This window comes from Acinetobacter pittii ANC 4050, from assembly GCF_000399685.1.
Lineage (GTDB): Bacteria > Pseudomonadota > Gammaproteobacteria > Pseudomonadales > Moraxellaceae > Acinetobacter > Acinetobacter pittii_E.
This window is the reverse complement of record NZ_KB976987.1, coordinates 1,324,434-1,345,318: the sequence shown is the minus strand read 5'-3', so window position 1 is coordinate 1,345,318 and position 20,885 is coordinate 1,324,434. Positions and strand designations below refer to the sequence as shown.

The 20,885-nt window shown below is 35.6% G+C and carries 20 protein-coding genes and 1 tRNA gene; 9 read left to right on the top strand and 12 right to left on the bottom strand.

Annotated features, from left to right (window positions below):
- Position 1 precedes the first annotated feature (1 nt).
- The 4 genes from F931_RS10105 to F931_RS10090 are packed head-to-tail and all read right to left on the bottom strand — an operon-like array spanning position 2 to position 4,730.
- Complete coding sequence (locus F931_RS10105; protein WP_005304526.1) at positions 2–832, bottom strand: MetQ/NlpA family ABC transporter substrate-binding protein; 831 nt, start codon at positions 830–832, stop codon at positions 2–4.
- A gap of 14 nt (positions 833–846) precedes the next feature.
- Entirely contained in the window at positions 847–2,259 is a 1,413-nt protein-coding gene (gene soxA, locus F931_RS10100; protein ID WP_016141268.1) for an LLM class flavin-dependent oxidoreductase, read from the bottom strand.
- On the bottom strand, positions 2,259–3,482 hold the full coding sequence (locus F931_RS10095; RefSeq protein WP_016141267.1) for an SfnB family sulfur acquisition oxidoreductase: 1,224 nt from the start codon (positions 3,480–3,482) through the stop codon (positions 2,259–2,261). The genes soxA and F931_RS10095 overlap by 1 nt, the downstream gene beginning before the upstream one ends.
- Positions 3,483–3,494: 12 nt before the next feature.
- Positions 3,495–4,730 (bottom strand): SfnB family sulfur acquisition oxidoreductase, encoded by a 1,236-nt coding sequence (locus tag F931_RS10090; RefSeq protein WP_080649471.1) that lies wholly within the window; start codon positions 4,728–4,730, stop codon positions 3,495–3,497.
- A gap of 345 nt (positions 4,731–5,075) precedes the next feature.
- Between F931_RS10090 and F931_RS10085 the strand changes: the two genes are divergently transcribed.
- From F931_RS10085 to F931_RS10060, 6 genes are all read left to right on the top strand, one after another.
- Positions 5,076–5,840, top strand: a complete 765-nt coding sequence (locus F931_RS10085; RefSeq protein ID WP_016141265.1) for a glutathione S-transferase family protein — start codon at positions 5,076–5,078, stop codon at positions 5,838–5,840.
- A 532-nt stretch (positions 5,841–6,372) separates the two neighbouring features.
- A complete protein-coding gene (gene gltI / locus F931_RS10080; protein ID WP_016141264.1) occupies positions 6,373–7,266 on the top strand; it encodes an amino acid ABC transporter substrate-binding protein in 894 nt (297 codons plus the stop codon).
- 94 nt (positions 7,267–7,360) lie between these two features.
- A complete protein-coding gene (gene gltJ, locus F931_RS10075) occupies positions 7,361–8,203 on the top strand; it encodes an amino acid ABC transporter permease (protein WP_016141263.1) in 843 nt (280 codons plus the stop codon).
- Positions 8,204–8,205: 2 nt separating this feature from the next.
- Positions 8,206–8,883: an amino acid ABC transporter permease gene (gltK, locus tag F931_RS10070; protein ID WP_016141262.1), complete on the top strand. Its 678-nt coding sequence runs from the start codon at positions 8,206–8,208 to the stop codon at positions 8,881–8,883.
- 13 nt (positions 8,884–8,896) lie between these two features.
- On the top strand, positions 8,897–9,640 hold the full coding sequence (gene gltL, locus F931_RS10065) for an amino acid ABC transporter ATP-binding protein (RefSeq protein WP_002114298.1): 744 nt from the start codon (positions 8,897–8,899) through the stop codon (positions 9,638–9,640).
- Positions 9,641–9,892: 252 nt separating this feature from the next.
- The gene (locus F931_RS10060) at positions 9,893–10,363 is read left to right on the top strand and encodes an Lrp/AsnC family transcriptional regulator (RefSeq protein WP_016141261.1); all 471 of its coding nucleotides are present in this window, start codon (positions 9,893–9,895) and stop codon (positions 10,361–10,363) included.
- 45 nt (positions 10,364–10,408) lie between these two features.
- On the opposite strand, the gene F931_RS10055 is transcribed toward F931_RS10060, so the two are convergent.
- The 3 genes from F931_RS10055 to F931_RS10045 all read right to left on the bottom strand — a co-directional run bounded on the left by F931_RS10055 (position 10,409) and on the right by F931_RS10045 (position 12,624).
- Entirely contained in the window at positions 10,409–11,158 is a 750-nt protein-coding gene (locus F931_RS10055) for a YebC/PmpR family DNA-binding transcriptional regulator (RefSeq protein ID WP_016141260.1), read from the bottom strand.
- Between the two features lie 160 nt (positions 11,159–11,318).
- Positions 11,319–11,864, bottom strand: coding sequence for a 1-acyl-sn-glycerol-3-phosphate acyltransferase (locus F931_RS10050; protein WP_016141259.1), 546 nt, complete (start codon positions 11,862–11,864; stop codon positions 11,319–11,321).
- Between the two features lie 187 nt (positions 11,865–12,051).
- Complete coding sequence (locus tag F931_RS10045) at positions 12,052–12,624, bottom strand: TetR/AcrR family transcriptional regulator (protein ID WP_016141258.1); 573 nt, start codon at positions 12,622–12,624, stop codon at positions 12,052–12,054.
- A 279-nt stretch (positions 12,625–12,903) separates the two neighbouring features.
- Between F931_RS10045 and F931_RS10040 the strand changes: the two genes are divergently transcribed.
- Positions 12,904–13,767, top strand: coding sequence for a heme oxygenase-like domain-containing protein (locus F931_RS10040; RefSeq protein WP_016141257.1), 864 nt, complete (start codon positions 12,904–12,906; stop codon positions 13,765–13,767).
- Positions 13,768–13,948: 181 nt separating this feature from the next.
- Here F931_RS10040 and F931_RS10035 read toward each other — a convergent pair.
- Positions 13,949–14,025: transfer RNA gene (locus F931_RS10035), tRNA-Ile, on the bottom strand.
- Positions 14,026–15,164: 1,139 nt separating this feature from the next.
- Complete coding sequence (locus F931_RS10030) at positions 15,165–16,049, bottom strand: LysR family transcriptional regulator (protein WP_016141256.1); 885 nt, start codon at positions 16,047–16,049, stop codon at positions 15,165–15,167.
- An 89-nt stretch (positions 16,050–16,138) separates the two neighbouring features.
- Between F931_RS10030 and F931_RS10025 the strand changes: the two genes are divergently transcribed.
- Complete coding sequence (locus F931_RS10025) at positions 16,139–16,576, top strand: PACE efflux transporter (RefSeq protein WP_016141255.1); 438 nt, start codon at positions 16,139–16,141, stop codon at positions 16,574–16,576.
- Positions 16,577–16,636: 60 nt separating this feature from the next.
- Here F931_RS10025 and F931_RS10020 read toward each other — a convergent pair whose 3' ends face one another.
- The 3 genes from F931_RS10020 to yyaM all read right to left on the bottom strand — a co-directional run bounded on the left by F931_RS10020 (position 16,637) and on the right by yyaM (position 19,915).
- Positions 16,637–18,052: a purine-cytosine permease family protein gene (locus tag F931_RS10020; protein ID WP_016141254.1), complete on the bottom strand. Its 1,416-nt coding sequence runs from the start codon at positions 18,050–18,052 to the stop codon at positions 16,637–16,639.
- Positions 18,053–18,290: 238 nt separating this feature from the next.
- Positions 18,291–18,755: a hypothetical protein gene (locus F931_RS10015; RefSeq protein WP_016141253.1), complete on the bottom strand. Its 465-nt coding sequence runs from the start codon at positions 18,753–18,755 to the stop codon at positions 18,291–18,293.
- 230 nt (positions 18,756–18,985) lie between these two features.
- Positions 18,986–19,915, bottom strand: coding sequence for a DMT family transporter (gene yyaM, locus F931_RS10010; RefSeq protein WP_016141252.1), 930 nt, complete (start codon positions 19,913–19,915; stop codon positions 18,986–18,988).
- Positions 19,916–20,009: 94 nt separating this feature from the next.
- Between yyaM and hvrB the strand changes: the two genes are divergently transcribed.
- The gene (hvrB, locus tag F931_RS10005) at positions 20,010–20,861 is read left to right on the top strand and encodes a LysR family transcriptional regulator (protein WP_016141251.1); all 852 of its coding nucleotides are present in this window, start codon (positions 20,010–20,012) and stop codon (positions 20,859–20,861) included.
- Positions 20,862–20,885: the final 24 nt, after the last annotated feature.

The following is a 20,885-nucleotide window of genomic DNA, read 5'->3' as shown; positions in this document are numbered from 1 at the left end:
CTTACTTCCAGCCAGGGAACCAAAGTTTTGGCCCAATCTCAGCATCTAACACAGCTTTAACTTTTGGCGAGTTTTGATAGATCTCAACAAATTTCTTTAATTTGTCGCCCTTGTCCTGATAGTCGTCACGCACCACAAACAAAATCGCGTAACGTTTATTGGTATTGTCATCTAGTAAAAGTGCACTATCAGGGTCAGCTGTTTTTGCTAAGCGCAAGTAATGTGGGTAGCCAAAAGCCAAATCAACATCATCAATTGCACGGGCAGTCTGTGGTCCTTCAACTTCAATAAATTGCAAGTTTTTAGGGTTTGAAACCACATCTTTGAGTGCAGATAAATGATTGTTTGAATCTTTAAGCGTAATTAATTTAGCTTGCTGTAAAAGTAGTAGGGCACGACCTTGATTCACTGGATCATTTGGAATGACTACACGTGCGTTTTGTGGCAATTCATCAAGGCTTTTATATTTCTTTGAATAAAGCCCCACATGTGAGGCTGCACCCACTGCAAATGCCTTTAGTTTAAAGCCAGTTTCTTTAATCGCATTGTCTAAGAAAGGCTGATGCTGGAAAAAGTTCGCATCAATATCCCCATGATTTAAAGTAATGTTTGGTGTATTCCAGTCAGAAAATTCAACCAGTTTCACATTTAAACCTTGTTGCTTTGCTTCATCAGCAGCAGCTTGTAAGGTTTTTGCAAATGGTGGGCTAATGCCAATCACAAGTTCATTTGAGCCACTTTGACGGTGTTTATTCCAAAAGAATAAAGCAACAAAAAGGACTACAACGACTAAGCCTACGCCTAGCCATTTTTTAGAGGCTGTTTGAGCCATGTCTATCTCCAAATTTAAGCGGTTATTTCTTCAATTGTTGTTAGGTTTTTGCTGTTGTTATAGGGACTACATCGGAACGCTTGAACAGGGTGTTGTTCTGGTAATTGATCACCCCGATTAAAAATTTTGTTCCGCAGTGAACCCGTTTTATATGCAGTTTTATAGCGACCACGTTGTTGTAGCTCAGGAATAACCAAGCGAATAAAGTCGTGGTGAGATTCAGGTGCAACGGTACGTGTCAAATTAAAGCCATCAATATCTGTCTCATCTAAAAGATGAATTAAGTATTCAGCAACCTCTTCACCACTACCCACGATGAGGGGATAACGACCACCTAAAACATGCTGAGCTTTTAAATCATTTTTTGTGATTTGTTGCTCTTTAAATTTTTCTGTAATTGAAACAATACTGTTACTTTTTTGGTAAGGAATCGCTTCATCGTCGGCAAATTTACTTAAGTCGATACCAGTTGAACTCGCATAATGCGCTAAGCCAGCTTCAGGGTTTGCATACTGACGGTATTCATTCAGTTTCTGTACAGCCAGATCATGTGTTTCGGCAACAACAACGGTTATGCCAACAAAGACTTTAATGTCATCCGCTGAACGGCCTTGCTGTTCGGCAAGAGCACGAATCTTTTTCGCCTGTTCGCGAATTTTTTCGGGTTTATCCCCGCCAATAAATACACATTCAGCATGACGAGTAGCAAACTGCATACCTTTTGGTGAAGCACCTGCTTGAAATAGAGTGGGAGTGCGTTGCACAGAAGGAGACACCTGAAACACGCCTTCACTCTGGTAATACTTTCCATGGTGGTGAATGGTGTGCACTTTGGATGGGTCTGTAAAAACGCGCCGTGCTTTATCTTTTTTAACTGCATCGTTTTCCCATGAACCTTCCCAATATTTGTAGCAAAGTTCTAAAAACTCTTCGGCTTGTTCATAGCGAGCATCGTGGTCTTTTAAACCTTTTTGGCCAATTAGACGTTCTGCACTATCTAGATAACCTGTCACGATATTCCAGCCAATACGACCTTGAGTTAAATGGTCAAGACTCGCAAAGCGGCGGGCAAATTGATACGGATGCTCATAGCTTAAGTTCACAGTGACCCCAAAACTTAAATTTTGAGTGACTGCTGCCATAGCTGAAATGAGTGTAGATGGGTCATGGCTTGGAAGTTGAATAGACTCTTTTAAAGTGAGATCTATACCGTTTTGATAGACGTCATACACACCTGTAATATCGGCAATAAACAAGCCGTCAAATAAACCACTTTCTAAGGTTTTGGCTTGTTCTGTCCAATAGCTTAGTTCATTAAATCGGTGTGATTCATCACGTGGATGTGTCCATAAGCCATGATTGATATGTCCCACACAGTTCATATCAAAGGCATTAAGTAAAATCTCTTTTGCTTTGAAATCTGCCATTACAATGTCCCCCGACGAGGTGGTAAAACACCGTTAAGCACATAGTTCCCAATAAAGTAATATTTCCATCGTGCAGCATCATGCAACGTATGCACACGTGCATTGCGCCAAAAACGGTCTAGACCATCTTGTGACTGACTACCACGGCTTCCAGCAAGTTCAATCAGCTTAGACGATGCTTTGAGAGCTGTATCGCTACTATGAGCACGTACTTTGGCCACATCAATTGAAGCTTTTGCAATGCTTTCAGGCGTGGTTTCAATTTTTGCGGCATCAATTGATTGCGCTGCCTGTTTTAATAACACTTCACTTGCTCGTACATCTACGGCAATGCATCCTAATTCATAAATCGTTAAAGGATCTTGGTTTGCAGTTTCTACATTTGAATCGATCCACGGGCGGGCCTGATGCACTCTTTGTAAGCTTTCTTCAAATGCCGCTCGAGCAATGCCTACCTCAATTGATGCATGCATAATTTGGGCAAAAGGACCCACTAAGGTTGGTTGTAAAAATGCAATATCAAAAGGAATAACATCATCTGCATCGACAAAAACCTGATCAAATTTAACCGTGCCGCTACCTGTGGTTTTCTGTCCAAAGCCAGACCAGTCATCAACAAGTTTTAGTCCTTGTGAACCACTTTTTACAAATGCTAAATACTCTCGACCTGCATCGTCTAAAACTAAGGTTGGAATACGGTGAGCAAATAAACTTCCTGTGCAGTAAAACTTTTCACCCTGAATCAAATACCCATTTTCATGCGGACGGATATTGGTTTGTTTATGAGTTGAAGTTTTGGTTTTAAACTCAGCAAGGGCATTACCAAAGCGAGTGCCATTTAACACTTCGCCATATAAACGTTGTTTCTGAGCTTCTGTGCCTGTATTGCGCAATACTTCTAAAGCATAGAAATGGTTCTGTGGAATTTGTCCAATTGAACCATCGGCACCGCTTAAAAGTGCAATCACTTTAGCAACAGTATGACTGGAAACTTCAGCACCGCCATATTGCTTTGGCACTGTAATTGCCCAAAGACCTGATTGGCTCAAAGCATCGATTTCGGTATACGGTAGAATCCGTTTAGCATCTCGCTCAACTGCAGTTTTTCTAAATTGTTCAGCAAACTGTTTTGCAACTTCTAAAGCTTCAGCATCATTTTGAATAATGTGTGCTTGGCCAGATGCCGATGTTTGTTTTGTTTGAACCGATTGATATGAAGTCATGACAATTTCTCCTTAAATCCAAGCATGGCGGGCAGGGAAATGACCATTAAGGTAATAATTGCCAATGGCATGTAATTTCCAGCGAACAGGGTCGTGTAAGGTATGTACACGGGCATTTCGCCAATGTTGATCTAAATTGTGTTGGCTTAAGCTTGAACGACTACCGCCCAGCTCTAGTAGTTTTTCAGAGATTTGTAGAGCCGCATCATTGGCATAGACTTTCGCTTCTGCGACCAAAATTGAAGCTTTAGCTACTTGTTCATCAGTCACAGTTTGAAGTTGGTCAAGTTCATCTAAATATTCAGCAGCTTCATCAAGCAGTAGAATTGCAGCATCGAGCAAAATATTTAACTTACCCACTTCTTGTAGGGTGTAGTGTTCAAAACTGGCTTTTTCAACATTTGCATCAATAATTGGACGTGCTTTATGGATAGTCGATAAAGTATCGTCAAAAGCAGCTTCCGCTATACCTACATCAATCGCTACTTGTAATAACTGCGAATAAGCACCGCGATAAGTTGGGGTTTGCGTCAATAAGCGTTCATCAAAAATAAGCTCAGGATTAACTTCAACATGAGTTAATTTAACCGTACCGCTTGCTGTAGTACGCTGACCAAAGCCATTCCAGTCATTAATGACTTGAATGCCTTGAGCATCTTGGTTAACAATGACTAAAACGACATGGCCCTCAGGATGAATGGCTTTAATTGCAAGCCAATGCGCAAAACTTGTACCTGTGGAATAAAATTTTTCGCCATTTAAAATATATTTATCGTTTTCAATAGTAAGAGTAGTTTTTAAGGTTTTTGAGTCATGGGTATTTCGTTCGGGACCACCGTTGGCAAGACGTTTACCGGCTAATATTTCTGAAAAGATAAATTGTTTTTGTTGTTCTGTGCCCATGATTTCGATCAGGTTTAACAGGCTAATCTGATTTTGTGGAATCTGACCAACATTCGCATCGCCTTTACTTAAAATACGGAAAACTTGAGCCAAAGTTTTATTAGAAACAAAAGCTCCGCCGTATTTTTTTGCAATGCGAATTCCGCCTAAACCTTTTTGGCTAAAGCTTTCAATTTGCTCATACGGTAATAAGCGTTGTTGATCACGTGTATTACGACCCTCTAAAGCAAAATCAGCTACTTGATAAGCAGCATTAATCGCTTGTTGATCATTTTGAATGATTTGGACGTATGCCGTCGTTTTAGATAGAGAATTAGACATAATGACACCTTGTATTGCTGTCACTACCTTACAAAAAAAATATTTTTCCACTAAACGAGGACTTATGCTCAGCTTATGAATAAAAATGCAAAGCACTTTTTTTGATTTTTAATAGATAAATAGAGATATAGAAATATATTAAAAATCAATAAATTATGATTTTTATCTGTAAAATGAATAACTAAAAAGGTTTTAATATGAAAAAGAGCTATAAGTACGGTAAAAAAAGATATAAAAAATATAGACCTAACTGTCAGTGAAAAATGAGCACAATATCCATTGTTTTCATTAAAAATAGCTTCTAAAGTATCTACTTACCATCGACCATTTTTGTACATATAGTCAAATAAAAATAAACGTGGAGATTTTATGCGGGTTTTGTATCAGTTTCCTTTGTCCCATTATTGTGAAAAAGCTCGCTGGTTGTTAGACCATAAAGAACTTGATTATGTGGCTCATAACTTAATTCCAGGATTTCATCGTGCTTTTGCACAACTCAAAACAGGCCAAAATTTATTGCCTATTTTGAAAGATGATCATCAATGGATTGCTGAATCGACTAAAATTGCACTTTATCTGGATGATACCTATCCAGAGCACTCACTGTTACGTCGTGATGAACAATTAAGACAGCAAACATTAAAAATAGATAGTTTGGCTGATGAGCTAGGTATTCATGTCCGTCGTTGGGCTCTGGCTCACACTTTGGCACATGGTGACCATGCTTTAGAAATTATGATGGGTGAACAAGGCTATTTGCGTCAGTTTGAAAAAATCTCGAAACCCTTTCTCAAGACACTGGTAAAAAAGAACTATAAACTTGAAGAGGAGTTAGTGAGTCAGTCAAAAGAACGTATGGATGAACTCATAAATGAACTAAATAACTGCTTAATAGAAAATCAGGCACGTTATATGGTGGGTGATCGCTTAAGTCTTGCTGACATTTCTGTATGTTCTATGCTTGCTCCTTTATTGGAAATAAAGGGTACGCCGTGGGAACGCGAAGAGGCGGAAGATGCTTCAGAAGAGTGGAATAACTATCAGCAAAATTTACTCGATTTACCTCTTGGTCAGTATGTTTTAAGAATATATCAAACTGAGCGTAATGCGCGTGTAGATTGGCGCGGAATTTAAAGTCATAAAATGCCCTGAGAAAATCGGGGCTTTTTTTATCTTCCATAATTAATTTATTTATTCAGGTATTACTATCAATTTTCTAAATGATTTTTATCAGGCCATTTGTTTATATTATTGTACTAACTGAAAGACTTTTAACTCTATAAATTTAATTTTACCTAAATGTCTAATAATTTTAATTTTTATGATTTTTTGGAAAATACAATTCTTCTAAATACTGTTTTTAGGCAAAGTTAAGCCACTTTATTGTGCGTGTGTTTACATTGTAATCAATAATTGCCACATTTAAGTGTAAATAGATGAGCTTAATAATAGACAGAAGATTAAAACATAGATTAAAGTAGAAACATGTGAGCAGTTTTAAAGGTATTAATTCTGCAAAACAGATTGAATAAAATAAGTGAAGCAAATGGATGTGTCCTGCTTGGAAAAGTTGGCTCGATAATTGCAATTTAATAATAAATCACTCTATTGCCCTATATGAATGATTCTATAGATAAATAGAGAGAATGATCATCAAGGAGTTCTTATGAAACGTTCTGCAACCTCTCTCATTATTTCAACAGTTATGCTTTGTACGGTTGGCGCTACTTCTCAAATTCAAGCAGCAGATACATTAGCTAAAATTAAAAGTACCGGAAAAATCGTAATTGGTCATCGAGAATCTTCAGATCCAATTTCATATGTTGTTGCAGGTAAACCAGTAGGTTATGCAGTCGATATCTGTAACCAGTTTGCAAATGACATTAAAAAAGAATTGAAAATGCCTGGGTTAAAAGTTGAATACAAGGCAGTAACATCATCAACACGTATTCCTGAGCTTTTGGCAGGCAATATCGATATGGAATGTGGTACGACTACAAACTCTAAACAACGTCAGCAACAAGTTGGTTTCTCAACAAACTACTACGCAACTGAAGTACGTATGGCTGTTAAAGCGAGCTCTGGCATTAAGAGTTTAGCAGACTTAAATGGTAAGGCAGTGGTTACTACTCAAGGCACTACATCTGACAAATACATCAAGATGAATGAAAAAGGTCAGGCTGTTAATGTTCAAAATATTTATGGTAAAGATCATGCTGACTCTTTTGCCATGATGGCATCTGGCCGTGCTGCTGCATTTGTAATGGATGATAATATTTTAGCAGGCTTGATCGCTAAATCTTCTACACCTAAAGCGTTTGCAATTGTAGGACCGGTACTTTCATCTGAACCTTACGGCATTATGCTTGCTAAAGATGATCCAAAATTTAAAGCAGTTGCAGACCGCACTGTAAATAATTTATGGAAAACTGGTCAAATGGACGCTTTATATAAAAAGTGGTTCTTATCACCAATTCCACCAAAAAACACGAATTTGAACATGCAACAAAGTTCATCTTATAAGAAATTAAAAGCTCACCCAACAGATGCAGGAATCTAACTGGATCTTTTTGTCCTAAATTTACTTGTGCAAGTGTAAAAATTCATTTGCACAAGTGGTCTATTTTCTAAAGATATTAATTTAAGGGGCAAACATGTCAGTCGGCTCGCTAAACTGGACTATATTCTGTGCGGAGTCTAATGAATATGGTGTCGATAAAGCCGCATGGGCAGAATCAGTTTGTAAAGCTATTGGTAGCTCAAGCTACAATACTTATGCTGAGGCACCCACATGGTTACAAATGTTAGGTTCAGGCGTGTTCACTATGATTTGGACAGCTGTTATAGCCTTTCTTATCGCATTTTTATTAGGTTCTCTCCTCGGGGTAATTCGTACATTACCTAACAAACCTCTCGCATTTATCGGCAATTGTTACGTTGAAATTTTCCGTAATATTCCACTTATTGTGCAATTATTCTTCTGGGCCTTTGTTTTTCCCGAATTTTTACCGGACAGCTTAAGTGCAGGTAGTGGGGATGTAGTTGCTGGGGGGTGGTGGAAAAATATTTTGAATCAGCAACCTGCGGTTATTGGTGTTTTTGCATTGGGTCTCTACACGGCTGCCCGTGTATCTGAGCACATACGTGCCGGTATTAATACCGTTTCTCGTGGGCAGAAGTTTGCAGCTTCCGCTATGGGGTTTACGACAGCACAAAGTTATCGTTATGTCATTTTACCGGTTGCATATCGTACTGTATGGCCAACGATTACGTCTGAAGCAATGAACGTTTTCAAAAACTCAGCTGTTTTATATGCCTTGAGTGTGTTGAATTTCTTTGCTTATACGAAAACCATGCGTGAAGAAACTTCTCAGGACATTATCATTCTTATTCTCTCTACTCCTGTTTATTTAATTATTACTTATAGCATTAAGTTTGTGATGGCATGGATTGAGAAACGAATGGCTGTACCTGGCTTAGGTTCAGGAGGGAAGTAATCATGGATTTTTCTTTATTACAAAACCCTGATGTGATTGCAGCACTCAAAGAAGGTTTCACTTTTACGCTTACCGTAACGGTATTGGCAATGATGGGCGGTATCTTAATTGGAACCCCATTGGCAATGATGCGTTTATCTAGCAATGCTATCGCCAGCAATTTTGCAAAATTTTATGTTGATCTGTTTCGTGGTATTCCACTAATTCAGGTGATCTTTATTTTTTACTTTTTGTTGCCGAAAATTTTTGAGTTTCAATCTGATACCTATTGGGGGCCGTTGTTCTCAAGCGTTGTAACCTTTGCGATTTTTGAAGCAGCTTTTTTCTCGGAAATTGTACGTTCCGGAATTCAGTCTATTTCAAAAGGACAGGTCCATGCAGGCTATGCGCTAGGGTTTACCTATGGTCAATCAATGCGCTACGTGGTTTTACCTCAAGCCTTCCGTAACATGCTCCCAGTATTGTTAACTCAAACAATTATTCTATTTCAGGACATCTCATTAGTTTATGTAATTAGTGCACCAGACTTTTTAGGTCGTGCAGATACATTGGCTAATACTTATGGGCCTGAAACAAAAGCAACATTCTATTTAATCGTCGCTGTAGTGTATTTCTGTAGCTCGTTTGTGCTATCGCATTTAGTCAAACGCTTACAGCAAAAAATTGCCATCATTCGCTAATTGGAGATTTTAAATGCCAATGATAGACATCCAACATATCTCTAAATGGTATGGTGATTTTCAGGTTTTAACAGATTGCACGACGAGTATTGAAAAAGGTGATGTCGTTGTTGTGTGTGGACCATCTGGTTCAGGAAAATCAACACTCATTAAAACAGTAAATGCTTTAGAACCATTTCAACAAGGTGACATTATTGTTGATGGAATTTCGCTTAAAGATCCAAAAACGGATCTTGCTAAATTCCGTTCAAGAGTAGGAATGGTCTTTCAGCACTTTGAACTTTTTCCACACATGACTGTTTTGGAAAATTTGACGATCGCTCAGGTTAAAGTTTTAAAGCGCTCAGTTGCAGATGCTCGTGCAAAAGGATTGAAATATTTAGAGCGTGTAGGTTTACTCGCTCATAAAGACAAATTTCCTGGTCAGTTATCAGGTGGTCAGCAGCAACGTGTAGCAATTGCACGTGGTTTGTCTATGGACCCAATCTGTATGTTGTTTGACGAACCAACTTCTGCACTTGATCCGGAAATGGTTGGTGAAGTACTTGAAGTTATGGTGCAACTTGCACATGAAGGCATGACCATGATGTGTGTTACCCATGAAATGGGCTTTGCTAAAAGAGTATCTAACCGTTTAATTTTTATGGATGAAGGCAAAATTTTAGAAGACTGCCCAACGCATGAATTCTTTGATAATTTAGAAGCTCGCCATGAACGTGCGAAACTCTTCTTGGAAAAAATTCAGGCAATGCACTAATACCCTTAAAAAAGAGCCTTTCAAGGCTCTTTTTTTTAATCTCATTTCACTAGCAGTGATATTTTGCTAAGAGATTGATACTTGAATAGCTTCCCATATTAAAGGTGTGCGAGTAGAAAGTGTAGAAGGGTTTGCAGGTGCATTTGATTGGCAAAGTTGTTTTTAGCTGCCTTTAACCCTTTGTATTTTCAATGCAGAAGTAGTCGTATAGGGTATACTGTCCTTATTGTAAAATTCTGGCTGGAGATAAGAATGGAGTTGGACCGTTTTGATAAACAAATTCTAGAAATTTTGTCTCATGAAGACCTAAATTTGAATGAGCTTTCAGAACGGATCAATCTGTCAGTCAGTTCTGTACATCGTCGTATCAAGCACCTGATTGAAGCCAACATTATGGGCCAGCTTAAAAGGGAAATTAACTTTAGTAAGCTTGGATTTACTTTACATATTTTATTGCAAGTTTCATTAAGCAAGCATGATAGTGAAACGTTTGACAAGTTTCTTGCTGAAATAGAAGCAATTCCAGAAGTCACTAATGCTTTTTTGGTGACAGGGCAAAGTGCTGATTTTATTTTAGAACTTGTAGCGCGTAACATGGATGACTACAGCGAAATTTTGTTAAGACGTATTGGAAAAATTGACAATGTTGTTGCTTTACATTCAAGCTTTGTCATTAAAAAATATAATGTGTTTAACTGCTATAACTTACTTAATAAACTATAAAAAAACGCACCAGATGGTGCGTTTTCTTTCATTCAAATGTCTGATTTAGGCATCTAATTGAGCTAAAACCTCATCCGAGAACTCAACGTTGGTATAAACGTTTTGTACATCATCGAGATCTTCAAACATATCGATCATTTTTAGAATTTGTTTTGCTTGATCAACATCTGTAATTTCAGCTTTTGTAGATGGACTCATCACAACTTCTGCGTTGTCAGATTTTAAACCAGCAGCAGCGAGAGCATCTTGAACTTCACCAAAGGTCTCAGGTGAAGTAATTACTAAAATTTCATCTTCTGAAACTTCAATATCTTCAGCGCCAGCTTCTAAAGCAACTTCCATGATTTTATCTTCTAAAGAAACATCTTCAAAAGTAATCTCACCACGTTTAGTAAATAGATAAGATACAGAACCCGCAGTTCCTAAGTTACCATTTGTCTTACTAAAGCAGTGACGTACGTCTGGTACGGTACGGTTTAAGTTATCTGTCATTGTTTCAACAAGAACAGCAACACCACCAACGCCATAACCTTCGTAAGTTACTTCTTTTAAATCATCATTATCTTCACCACCAGCACCACGTTGGATCGCACGGTTAATGGTGTCACGTGTCATATTAACTGAGAGTGCTTTTTCAACTACTGCACGCAGACGAGGGTTGCTAGCAGCATCTCCACCACCAAGTTTGGCAGCAGTCACAATTTCACGAATATATTTAGTAAAAACTTTACCGCGACTTGCATCTTGTTTCGCTTTACGATGCTTAATATTGGCCCATTTAGAATGACCCGCCATGGACGTGAACTCCAAAAAAGAAAATGCAAAAGTGCTAGAATATTAGCATAGGCATGGTTTTGTTGAAAACTGTTGCCCTGCGTTTTGTTAGCCAATTGAATAAGAACAATAAGCTTAAGACCTAATGACTGAGATTAGGTCAAATTAAGTCCAATTTGATTTAGTTAATTTTCACATCTATATCAAATTGTGCATATAGTTCTTTAATTGTTTCCAAATCTTTTTGTAAATCTGTTGGATAAATTTTACCTAAAATCCCACCTTGTTTACTTCGAGCATTGGCATACATTAAAACGATTGGAACATTGGCTGCTTTAGCAATATGCCAAAAACCGGTACGGATAGGTTTGCGTTCTGAACCATCTTTAGCGCGAGTAGCTTCAGGAGCAATCACTAAGTTAAAAGTTTCATGCGTTTGAAATTGTTCAACCATCTGAGAAACAATATCTTTACTTGCTTTGCGATCAACTGGAATACCACCTAGCTTTTCTAAAAGTGGTTTAAGCGGGCCTTTAAAAAGTTCCTTTTTTATTAAAGTATGAATTTTTATATCTAAAATTTGGAAGAGAGCAATCGATAACACTGCATCTAGATTTGATGTATGTTCAAAGCCAATAATAACTTGTTTTTTCTCAAGAATTTTAGGATCTACATTGTAGGTCCAACCAACGGCTTTAAAGATAGAATTACCTAGAAATTTTTTCATAGATCAGTGCAAGTTGATAAATTTTCAGGATTCTAATATGAGTTTGTAGAAAAGCCTAGAGAAATTATGAAAGCTAAAGTAGGGCACCAAAATTAAGGATGAAGTAAGCTCTAAATTGTTTGAAAATTTATTTTTTATTTTTCTCTCAAACTTTTTATGAAAATAATAAACCTGAAGAATATTAAAACTATGAGACTTGCTGAGGGATCTCTTCATTAATTAAATATTCAATATATTGCCAAATCTTTTCTGGATTAATCAGGTTTTTATCCGTGGTGCCATCAATAATCATTCCATCAATAATAGAAATAATAATATGAACAAGAGGAGTAGGATTTTTTATACCTAATTGAGTGAGCTTTTCATGCAATAAATTAGTGAGCCATTTTGTATATTCGTAAAATGGTTCACGAATTGAAGTATATTGTTTAGATACTTCAATAAATGCTTTTTTAAATAAACATCCATTAAAGGTTTCGCTATTGATCCACTCAATATACCAATTAAAAATAATATGGATTTTTTCAAGAGGGCTGGCATCTTGATGTAAATTTAATTGTGCATTGATTGAGTTTTGAATATTTATATTCCGATGTTGCAAACACTCCATAATTAAATTTTCCTTTGAAGGAAAATATTTATAAAAAGTCATCTTTGCAACATTTGATTCAGCAATAATACGGTCAACACCAGTAGCATTGTATCCAATCTGATTAAATAAATTTAAAGCAGTATTTATAATATCTTCTTTTTTTGACATTACTATTCCATATAGTTAAAACTAATTATAACTTAATCTAAAATATTAAATTTTTAATACAAATTATGATAATAAAAAACTGAAATTGATTCAAGTTTATATTGTGATAATGATTATCATTTAATTGGATTTTTTTTAAATTTTCTATTTGATTTCGTATGATTTTACTTCTAATATTAATTAATGATGGAACATGTTTAAATATTAATTTAAGTCATTGTTTTTATAATAAAATATGTAAAAATCGGACAGGCTTTAATAAGTTTAATGAGAGCGGATATGCCTAAGAAATTTGAGAATTTTAATAATCCTAGAAAGAAAGCACTTGCAGGGATGAAGCAAAGCATTTCAGCCGAATTATGGGAAAAAAATTTAAACTTTTTGACCCGTTTGAGGGCGAAAATTGCTGAACACCCTGTATCTCATCATTCGGCAATTGATACTTTAAATAATGGCAAAATTAATAAAGAAGATTTAAAAAAAATTCATTTAGAATACCGTCACGCAATTGTTCAAACTTTCACCGATGCTTTGCTCATGGCACAATTTCAAACAAAACAATTAGAGCCAAGATTACATGCAGGTGCAAAAATGTATCCGCGCTTTCTTTTGAGTTTAAATATTTTTGATGAGTTTGGATTTCGTCCAGGTTTAGATAAAGACGGTTACTATCAGGGGAATCCTGAATATGCTCACTATCCGCTATTTGAAGATATATTGAATGATTTTGGTATTACAGAACAAGATCGCCTCACGTATCAACCCTCTGAAATTGCAAAGCAAGTCAGGGTGTTTTTAGAAAATGCTTATGATGACTATAAGGCTGTTTCAGCATTATTAGCAGTTGCAGAGGAAGAAGTTATTCTTTATAGCCCACCGTTACGTAAAGCCACCAAAGCAGTAGGTCTGGACGTGGAGGGTGGTGGTTATTACCATGTACATGGGATATCTGAGGATGAAAGTGCAGAAGCCGCAGATGATGACCATGAAGAAGACTTATGGTATGTCTTGATGCAAGCTTGTACAGAAGAAGATTATAACTATATTGAAAAGTTATGCTTAGAGTATTGTGATTTGTGGGAAAAGTTTTGGGATGCTCAATTAGAACATACAGAGCTGTTGCAGAAGCAAATTTTAGCTTAATAGAAGAGATAGGAATATTCAGTTTAGAAGAAGGTATTTAAAAGCAATTAAAACTTTAAGATAAAATAAACTTTACAATTTGTTAATTAAGTTTTGAATATTGTTTAAAGGAGCGGAAACCATTTTATTTAGATAATTATTAAAAAACCCCATAAACTTTTTAGTTTATGAGGTTCGAATTTGGTGGGCCCACACAGACTTGAACTGTGGACCAACGGATTATGAGTCCGCTGCTCTAACCAACTGAGCTATAGGCCCTATAAGTCAGAAAAGCTTTTAATCTCAAGGCTTTTCAGTGCGTGCAATACTAATCAATTTTTGAATTAAACACAAGTCATTTTCTGAAGTAGACGTAACGTAAACTCAAAAAATATTGTGATTTATTGGTTAAATATTACAAGCGATAGCGATTCTAGCGTATGTTTACTTCATGAGTAAAGTGAACTTAGTTATTTATCGATCAATTAGAGCTTATTTCAGTAGTTTGTCATGTTAGTGAAATAAATATTTTTTCAATTTGCATGATTAACTTATATAGAATGTCTTTGTTTAAAATGTGATCATTTTTGTATTTTATTTGTTTGTAGTAAATAATAGTATATTAGCTAAAGTTATACAAAATACTTAAATATAAACAAAATACAAATTTTGTATGTATTGAAATTAAGTTCTAAAATATAGAAAGCATCATTTTAAAAATCATATTTATTGAAAAATACTGTCTATAATTTTAATTTATTAGAATTTTAACGAAGTGGTTGTAAATGTATAATATTAAAAAATTATTCGGTAAAATAACTTAAGTGAGGTCTTGTTAATGATTTTAGAAAAAATATAAAATTAAAATTTTAGAATAAAGTTATGTCCAATTATATTGATAAAAAGTGTAATTGAAGTAGTAAAGCAATTACTTTGAAATATAGAAGTAATGAATAAATGTATTTCTAATTTCTAAATATGTGAATTTAATTAATTTAAAAATATAATATTTATTCTTTATTTGTTGGTTGTGTTTTACTAAAAATGGATAAGCTTTTTAGGGAAGAGAATGTAAGTTTTTATCATTGAAATAACCTTCTTTTTTCTAAAATATTTTCCATATAAAACTTAAAAAATGGGTATCATTATAAGAATGTAATTCTTTGTATCTAATCAATTTTATTCTTGACTAAAACACTTGGGTTTAATAAAGTATAAGTGTATTTTTTACAAAATAAAATATTATTGCTTAATCCTGAAATACAGTAAAAAGCCTACTTTTTGAGTAGGCTTTTTGCTTTTAACAATAGTGGTAAAAATAGTACAGAGTAATAAGCTCAAACTTTAAAGAAAATAGATTTAACAAGAATTGACCTCATAAAAATACCTATAAGTTTTTATGATTCACATATGAAAATTTATAAATTTTCTTGAATAATTTGAATTAGCTCGCGTGCTGCTTTAGGTAAAGGGCGATCTTGAAGCCAAATTAAATAGATTGATAGGGGTAAATGATTTTTTGTATTTTTAAAATCTAAAAGCACTAAATAACCTTGATCGATTTTTTCTTGGACTAGAGATAAAGGAAAATTTCCCCAGCCAAGTCCTGCTTCAACCATATTAATTGCTGTTTGTAGACTATTCGTTTTCCAGTACATTGCACCAATAATTGAACGGGGATCTGTCATTTCATGTTCACTACTCGCCACAACAATTTGTCTAATATTGATTAACTCCTCAATAGAAAACTGCTTTGATTTTTCTTGTAGAAGAGTATGGCTAGACGAAATAGTAGCCACTACTGTTTCAGTCATTACCAATTGTAGATTCTCACGCATTTTTATATTGAGGTCTGAACCTGCTAAGCAAAGACTAATTTGCTCTGTATAAAGTAAATTAACAATGTCATCTTGAGGCCCAGTAATAACTTCTATATTCAGCAAGGGAAATTTATCAGCTAACTTTTTTATTGAATTAAATAATAATTTGGTATTTACGTCTGAGACCACCCCAATCCGCAATTTACTTTCAAGTCCTAAAGATAGTTCATGGGCGTGAGTACTAAATAGCCTAAGTTGTTCAGAAATAATCCGTGCTTGAGGTTCCAAAGCTAATGCTGTGGCGGTTGGAATGACCTTACGAGGGGTACGCTCAAATAAGGTGTAACCCAATTCTGCCTCTAAATTAGCTACGGCCATACTTACTGCTGAGGGTACCCGATTTAGTTTACGGGCAGCTGCAGAGAAAGAACCTGTATCGAGTACGGTAATAAATAATTCAATATTTTCACTGTTAAAATTCATTTTGATATCAGTTGAACTGAAAGCTATTAACTTTATATATGATTTTGACTGAAATTAAAATATAAAGAATTAAGCAGAGTTTGTTGATTATGCAAGGTATAAAGCGTCGAATTGTATATGTATCTTCTTATGAAGTAATCGGAATGATTATTTCATCAGTAGGGTTAGCGATTTTGGCAGGTGATAGTGTTGAACATACAGGACCACTCTCTGTCATGATTACGACCATCGCTGTAACTTGGAACTTTATTTACAATATTTTATATGAGAAGTGGGAAGCCAGACAAAGCAGTAATGTCCGTACAGTTAAGCGTAGAGTGGGGCATGCTATTGGTTTCCAACTTACCTTAGTCTTATTTTTGATCCCTCTTATTTCGTGGTGGATGGATATTTCTCTGGTTGCTGCTTTTTGGTTAGATGTGGCCTTTATTATCATTATTCCTATCTATACTTTTATATTTAATTGGAGCTTTGATAAGTTATTTGGTTTGCCCACTTCGGCACAAGCTAAAGCTCTACAAGAATAGTCGCCAAATCATATTAATAAGCTATCAAGGTGATCAACTTTGATAGCTTGTTTAGTTTAATTATTTGATTTGATCAATCACTAATTGTTTTGAAAATTTGATTTGAGCTTTTTTGGCGAAAATATAGTAAATCAAGGCAGTAGAGATAAGGCCTACAAGCCACGATAAATCGATTCCTCCTAACATTGCCGCAATTTGACCTGTATAGAATTTACTATCAATAAATGGCAGTTGAATCAAAATACCTAAAAAGTAGCAGGTAATCCCAATCCGATTCCAACGGCCATACTTGCCATTTGGATCATAGAGCGCATCTACATCACATTCTTCTTTAGAGATAAAATAATAATCAACAAGATTAATGGCGCTCCATGGAATAAAAAAGGTAAGTAAAAATAAAATAAATGCTTTAAAAGCAGTTAAAAACGTATGCTCACCTATAATTGCGATAAAGGTTGAAATTACAACCATAGCAAGGACTATGAGTAATCTGGTTATTTTTGAGATTTGATTCGTCGATTTGAAACTATTCCAAACCGTAGCAATACACATAAAACTACCATAGGCGTTTAAGGTCGTCAGAGTAACTTTTCCAAAAGCAATACTAAAATATAAAAAGGTAACAACTAGAGCAATTGGATTCATGCCAACAACATATTGAACTTCATTTCCAACAAAATTGCCGTTTGCAACCTGAGCGATCAAAACACCTAAGCTCATAGAAATTTGTGAGCCAATTAAAGAACCTAAGCCGACAGCCCAAAAAACACGAGATGAAGATGTTTTAGTTGGAAGATAACGAGAATAATCTGCAACATATGGTCCAAAAGAGATTTGCCAAGAAGCAGAAAGTGAAACTGCTAACAAAAATGAAGACCAACTGAAATGACGTACGGCTAAGAGTTCAGAAAAATCAGAAAGTGCTAAGATTTGAGTCAGAATAATCACAAAAGCGATCAAACCAATAATACTAGCTACTTTGCCTACCAAATGAATTAAACGGTATCCAATCGTTGCGAATAAAATAATTAAACTTGCATAAATTAAGATGCCAGTTGTATTACTGACATGTGCTAGATGTGCAATTGCTTTACCGGCTAATACCTCTCCAGTTGCGGTAAAGCCAATATACATGAGGCAAACGAGTATGATTGGAATACATGCACCATATACCCCAAATTGCACACGACTTGAAATCATTTGAGGAAGGCCAAGTTTAGGACCTTGGGCAGCATGTAGCGCCATGACGGCAGCACCAAAACATTGTCCTACCAATAAACCAATAATAGACCAAAAAACATCCCCACCTAAAACAACGGCAAGAGCACCTGTCACAATGGCTGTGATTTGTAAGTTGGCACCGAACCATAGGGTGAATTGAGCAAAAACACCTCCATGTCTTTCATTTTCTGGAATAAAATCAATGCTTCGATTTTCTATGAAACTATTATTAGATTTCCCAGCCGATGAGTCCATTTCACTCTCCTTATCCTTTAAGAGTCACTCTATTCTTATTTATTCATATCTGTATAATCAAATATACACATGTATATACAAGTAATTTAAGAAAGAATCAAACATTTTTTAAAGTTTGAGCAATTAAAATTGACTTAAATTATTCATAGTTAAAAGAAAAATATTCGTTTGAGATTGTTTTTTTAATTTAAATAATAAAAAAACAATATATAAAAAGCCCTCTCTAGAGGGCTTAATTTTATGCATTTGCATCTAAAACCAGCTGAAAATAAGTAGGTAGTTCAGAAAATTGTACCAGTTGGGTTTTATCTTCTTGTTTGAAATAATATTGATAATTTGGAGTTTCTAAATGGTTATCTAGATATTGGGTTGCATCAGTAAACTGTGCTTTTGCAATAGGCTTATCTTTTTTGCATTTAATAATAACGGGGTTTACAGAGTTTAGTTTTACAGGAACACCATTTTCAAATTTAGCAGTTTCAATTAATAAGGAAATTTTGAAATCTCCGAAGGTTACACAAAAGTGTCCTCCATTTTCTGTCTTAATTTCTCGGTCAGAGAAAAGATCCTTAAATAAGTTCTTTAGCGATTCTCTATGCTTATCTAAGGCAACTTGAAATTCATGATCTCGTTGCTCGATCTTTTCTTGCTCTTCTTGTAGCAATTTTGCTTGCTTTTCAATTGTTGTAAAATCCAGCTTCATTTTAATATCTCCTTTGGTTGTTTTAAAACTATATATGGCAATCTTTTATTAAGTTTTAAAGAAACATACAGTATTTGTTACAACGGAATAATTAAGATGAGCTTTTGTATAAATCATTACCAAGGTAAGAATATATTTGAAAATATAAGAACTTAAAGAGATTATTGTTATTTTATATTTGAAAATGCTGCTACATATTAATGATAGATTTTAATGTAGCAGCATATTTCTTATTTTGTACAGTGTTTAGCCATAAGTGGAGTAGTTTTAATTTTTAAAAAACCTCCACTACTCATTACACCAAGCATCACCAAAGCTGTTCCTACTAACTGCCAGATATTGAGGGACTGTCCGGTAAGTAGAGCGATTATCATACTGAACACAGGCACAAAGTTAAAAAAGACAGAAGCGCGACCAGCACCTAACTTTTGTATGCCATTAAACCAGAATAAATAAGCAATCATGGTTGAGCAGATCACGACATATCCCATCGCTAAATGTGCATTTACAGGTGCAGAGGCAATGGCTAAAAGAGGATCTTCAAATGTCATACTCAACAAAACCAGTGTTATTGCTCCAAACAGCATAGAAAAAGTTGTTGTTTCTAGTGGGGTAGCATTCTTTACATAACGACGAGACAGCACATTTGCGAGGCAGAATCCAAATGCGCCCAATAATATAAATAGATCTCCAATGTCTATTTTTAGGTGAAGTAAAGTTGTTATATGGCCCTGACTAATCACAAGTAAAACGCCACTTAAGCCGAATAAAACGCCTAAAAATTTACTCGTGGTAAGTTTTTCACCATCTAACATGATTGTCATTAATAGGGTCATTAACGGTGTAGTTGCCATAATTAGAGCACCATTCACGGCAGATGTCGTTTGCAATCCATAAAAACAGCCTATGTTGAAGCCTGCAATTCCGATTACCCCTATAATCAGATAGATCGCTAGATTCTGTTTTAAGGCTGTCCATCTAAGCTGACCCGTTATTGAAAAAATTATAAGCAAACTTAGACTTGCAATCGAAAATCGTTCAGATGCAGCAGATAACGGAGGCATATGTTGAATAATATAAGACATTGCATTAAATGCTGAACCCCAAAAAAACATTGTTAAGACAACACCAGCATAGGCATAAGCCACCGTTCTGTTCATTGACAGGCTCCCATTAAGAAAGGTTTTATTCTGGGCAATTACATAAAGGTGTACAATTCCATATAAATACACTTCTAATGTGAAAATTTGCACAATGATTGATTGGGAAAATTTACATTACTTTTCAGTTTTTACCGAAGAAAAGTCACTGTCTGCGGCTGCACGGAAATTGGGAGTAGACCATGCCACTGTGTCTAGAAGAATTGCTCAGCTAGAACAGAACTTAAAACTCAAATTAGTTGATCGTAGACCCCGTACCTACATTCTAACTCCTGATGGCGAACGACTTGCGCAGGTGGTTGCTCGTATGATGGAAGAAACTTTTTCTATCGAACGTTTAACTCAGGCGGGCCAGCAAGAAGTCATGGGAAGTGTTTCTATTAGTATGCCTCCTTTAACCGCAGCGCATCTGATCATGCCTCATCTGGGTAAGTTTTATCGTGATTATCCGCACTTAAAATTGCGGGTGCTCGGCGACGTCCATTATGTTTCTTTGCAGCATAGTGAGGCTGATATTGCGGTAAGGTTCGGACGTCCTAAAGATGAGAATTTAGTAGCTCGTAAAGTTGGTGAAATTCCTTTTGGAATATATGCGGGGCCAAATTATTTAGCTTCAACAGAGCCTGAAAATTATGAATGGATTAGTGTGGAAGTCGGAGGAGTACATGGTCAAAAACAGCAGAAGCTAAAGGAACATTTAAACTATAAAGACCCAATAATGGTTACTAATCATCCTGAGCTACAGTGGAGAGCTGCATGTGGCGAAGTAGGGTTAGCGGTTTTACCTGATTTTTTAGGCGAATTTAGCAATTTGGTTAGATTACAAGATGATTATCCAATGAGTGCTGAAATCTGGTTAGTTACACACGAAGATTTACGACATAGTCCTGCTATACGTGTCGTATTAGATTTTCTTATGTCTTGCTTTGAGCCTTTTAAAGTCTAATTTGTGAACTATTTATTTATATAA